Source organism: Flavobacterium sp., from assembly GCF_044368625.1.
GTDB lineage: Bacteria > Bacteroidota > Bacteroidia > Flavobacteriales > Flavobacteriaceae > Flavobacterium.
The window spans coordinates 1-4,074 of record NZ_JBIPPD010000254.1; the positions used below are offsets into that span (position 1 = coordinate 1).

Consider the following 4,074-nt stretch of genomic DNA (forward strand, 5'->3'; position numbering starts at 1 on the left):
AATTGTTACCAATAAAGAAGTAACTCCATAAATGATAAAGGTATAACCCAAAAGCATAAAAAGCTTTGGCTCAATTATACGTATCGTTCGAAGTCGGTTACCAAGTAATATGCAAATCAAAATGATGGCAAAATTTGATGCTAAAAGTAATAAAGCACCAGAAATGGATGTTGTAGCAAAACCGGTCATTGCATTAAAAGCATCCGATCCGTCTAGCGATTGGTACAATTCTATTGACTGAATTAACACTTTAGCCAAAGAAAAAATGCTCAATGCTATGAAAATCATGTAGGCATTCAGCAGTAAACTGGATTTCGTATAATGAAGGATATTATTCAAAAAAAGTTTGAAAACATATAAAATAGTAATCCAAAAAATGCCGCTTACAACAGCGGAACCATTGGCAATAAAACCGTGAAGCCAAGTTCCATCTACATAAAAAAACACATCGTAAATCGCTTGAATACTGGTCAAACCTGCATAAAAAAAGGCTAAAAATCCAACCGTTTGGTATAGTTTAGGTATGAAGATATTTTTTTTAGTAGTGTCCATAAACCATTTCTATTTTTAAGTGAATAACGTGTACCCAAAAATAGTGTTTTCTTTTATCCAAAAAAAATAGTATCCTTTCGTATACACAAAAAAGAAAGTTTCTTAAAACAAACCTTGTATAGCTGCATTTTTAATACCAATCAATTGCGGATCAAAATTCAATTTATCTGTTAACAAACCCGCATAGACGGATCTAAAATCAATTTTATGAATAAGATCGCCGTTGTCGAGTTGGCTCAAATCGGGATTTGTACCCATTACTTTTCCTTTTGTATTTCCGCCAATAACAAACATCGGTGCTGCAGTGCCGTGATCCGTTCCGTTACCGTTGTCTTTAACACGTCTTCCAAATTCGGAAAAAACCACAACAGTTACATTTTGCAGTAAATTAGACTGTTTCATATCCTTGTAAAAACCCGCCAAAGCATCATTCAATTCGGTTAAATTTCGATGGTGTATGTTCAATTGATTGTCATGCGTATCGTAACCATTTTGCGAAGTATAATACACTTTCGAATTCAAATTTCCTTTGACCAAACGTGCAATCCATTCCAAATTTTTACCCAAATTGGTTTTCGGATAGCTGACTTCCGAAGTGGATTTTGACAACGCTTTCTGAATATCTTCGGATCCTTCTACGACCGAATGGGCAATTTTACGCACAAAATCAAGTTGTGGATTTGCTGAAAGCACCGCTTGTTTTTCTTTATCACTTCGAATTTTATAACGATTGGGATCTTTTACCGTTATAGAATGCGGCTCCTCCCCTTTTAATGCCAAATTATCAATGCTGTCCAAATTGACTCCCGCTGTTGGTTGATGATCTTTGCATTGCAAATCTAAATATTTTCCAAGCCAACCGTTTGTGGCGTAATGATTGCTATTAGTGGCGGTTTGCCAAATTTCTTGACTCCGAAAATGCGAACGCACCGGATGTGGATAACCCACATTTTGCACCACACTTAAATCCCCATTTTGTTGCATCGTGGCAAAATCTTTTAAAGCAGGATGAAAACCCATTCCGCTTGATTTTCCAATTACCAGGTCTTTCGACAGACTTATCTTCGGTCGAAAATCATAATACAGTGGATTTTCGAATGGTATAAATGTATTCAAACCATCATTTCCGCCATTTAATTGAATAAAAACCAAACATTGTTCGGTTCCAGCCAAATTTGAGCGTGTTCCAAACGCGTGCAAAAACTGGGGCAACAAAAAAGATCCTCCTGTAAATGTTCCTGTTAAGGTTAAAAAGTTGCGTCTGTTCATAATCAAATGAGTTGAAATTCAGGTAGTTTTACCATCGCGTTAAACAATCGAAGTACCGCATTTTCTGCTCCTTCACTTTTAGGATTGAAATCGTATTTGAGAACCGTTTCAAAATCGACTTGCATCTCTTCATTCATTTGAAACAACAAGCGATCTTGTAATTCGGCAATAATGGTTTTATTAGTGCCACTAGCATCAAAATCAATTGAAACTTTTGAAACCCTATTTTGATTTTTTGACAACAACGGGTCATCATTATTAAACGTAAAACGGCTGATTGCTTTCCCATTACAAAGCAAATCTGCGGTATTGTGACGTTGTACATATATCTGCGACGACAACCATTCTTTACCGCCATTCCAGCCCTTTACATTGGGTTGACCAAATAAATCCATACCTTGTTGCTTTAAAAAAGTGTTCAACAATCGAGTGTTTATCGTATCGATATGCAACTCATGTTTCAACTGTAAAATAAAAACCAACGGATCTTTTATTTTAGAACCCCCTGTGTTTTTCGAAAATTCTTCAATAAAAATCTTTTTCAATAAAGGTTGCATTTCAAAATCCACCTCTCGTAAATAGTCGCCATAATAAAGTACTAAGTCTTCGGGAGGATTGTCGTAAATGAACCACTTTAAAATTTTGCGAGTAATTAAATAGGGGGCGTTTTTTTGTTCAAAAATAATATCAATTAATGCATCTGCTTTAAACGTACCTTTTTTTCCAAGGTAAGTAATTGTTTCATTATCTTCTATAAACTTCCGGTATTGTGCTGCATTTTCACCGGGACCTAAACCAGCCAAACCTTTTGCACCGTTTTTAATGTCGTTTTCGGTATAATTCCCAATGCCTAATGTGAATAATTCCAACAATTCACGACTTAAATTTTCGTTGATTTTATCTCTTCGGTTGTCCACATTGTCCAAGTAACGCACTATGGCATTGGATTGCACTATTTTTTTCGTTAAGGTTTTGAAGTTCCCAAATGCATGTTCCCTCAAAATTTGATTGTGCTGAAAAATCCAGTGGTTGACTTTCACTTTCTGAAAAGTTGCAACAAAGTGATTGTGCCAAAAACAAGTCATTTTTTCACGGAGCGGAAAATCATCCGATATCATTTTTTCAATCCACCAGACTTTCATCTCCTGCGAAACTTGATTCTCCTTTTTTACCATTTCTCGAATCGCTTCGGCTGAAATCGTTTTGCGATTTTGACGCAACTTTTTCAAATCCTCTAATGATTTTGGGCTATCATTAAGAAATGCTGGAATAATTGTATCCACTTTTGATTTGAAAGAATTTTCAAGAAATTTTTCTAAACCGAGTGATTCAATTTTATGGACTTCCTTGTTGGAAAAACCCAAACGCAGCGACCAAAGTGTGGCTTTATTCATAGGTGATGATTGAAAGATAGCGTTAAGACTTTTAGAATTCAAAAAGGTTTAAATTTGATACATAAAAAATTAACATTCAGATTCAGTTGAAATTAAAAAATTGAAATCCATTTTTTAATGTAAACCTACCGTTGATAATCCATCACCGTTTTAATTTACTTCTTTATGATAACATTTAATAAGGACTTATCTATCCAATAAGTAAAGTACTAATTTCCTATATTAAAACCTTTATAAAAATAATTGATATAAATTTATTGTTAAATTTTAAATAATTCAAATATTTACTATGCATGCATACTATTTTTTATTATATTTGATTTCCCAATTCGAATTATGAAGGATAAAACAATTGATTATGTACTAAGAGCGACTTGGCAAGCCGTTTCAAGAATGTACAATGAAGAAGCTGCAAAGTACGGGGCTACAATGGCTACAGGATTTGTACTATTGAGTATCGACAAGGAAAACGGAACGCCCTCTACAGCATTAGGTCCAAAAATGGGTATGGAAGCCACTAGTTTGACTCGAATACTGAAGTCAATGGAGGAACGTGGTTTAATTATTCGCAAGAAAAATCCCGTTGACGGTCGTGGAGTACTCATTTACTTGACTGATTTTGGTAAAGAAAAAAGAGATCTTTCGAAAACAACCGTACTTAAATTTAATGAAACCATTAAAAAAAATATTTCTGAGGAAAAAATGAACCATTTTATGGAAGTAGCCGAAACCATAAACGATTTGATTACAGACAAAAGTATTTTTTCTGATACTAATATAAAGTAAAAACTAATAAAATTAATACACATATAATGAAACGACTGATTAAAAAGGTTGCAGTCATTGGTTCAGGGATAAT

General features: G+C 34.3%; 4 protein-coding genes. 1 reads left to right on the top strand and 3 read right to left on the bottom strand.

What is annotated here, in order from left to right:
• From ACIQ2X_RS14325 to ACIQ2X_RS14335, 3 genes are all read right to left on the bottom strand, one after another.
• Window positions 1–552 (bottom strand): hypothetical protein (locus tag ACIQ2X_RS14325; protein ID WP_396179628.1); only part of this gene is annotated, 552 nt, incomplete at its 3' end.
• A gap of 102 nt (window positions 553–654) precedes the next feature.
• Window positions 655–1,821 (bottom strand): DUF1501 domain-containing protein, encoded by a 1,167-nt coding sequence (locus ACIQ2X_RS14330; RefSeq protein WP_396179629.1) that lies wholly within the window; start codon window positions 1,819–1,821, stop codon window positions 655–657.
• Window positions 1,822–1,823: 2 nt separating this feature from the next.
• Window positions 1,824–3,215: a DUF1800 domain-containing protein gene (locus tag ACIQ2X_RS14335; RefSeq protein ID WP_396179630.1), complete on the bottom strand. Its 1,392-nt coding sequence runs from the start codon at window positions 3,213–3,215 to the stop codon at window positions 1,824–1,826.
• Window positions 3,216–3,551: 336 nt separating this feature from the next.
• Between ACIQ2X_RS14335 and ACIQ2X_RS14340 the strand changes: the two genes are divergently transcribed.
• On the top strand, window positions 3,552–4,001 hold the full coding sequence (locus ACIQ2X_RS14340; RefSeq protein ID WP_396179631.1) for a MarR family winged helix-turn-helix transcriptional regulator: 450 nt from the start codon (window positions 3,552–3,554) through the stop codon (window positions 3,999–4,001).
• Window positions 4,002–4,074 lie beyond the last annotated feature (73 nt).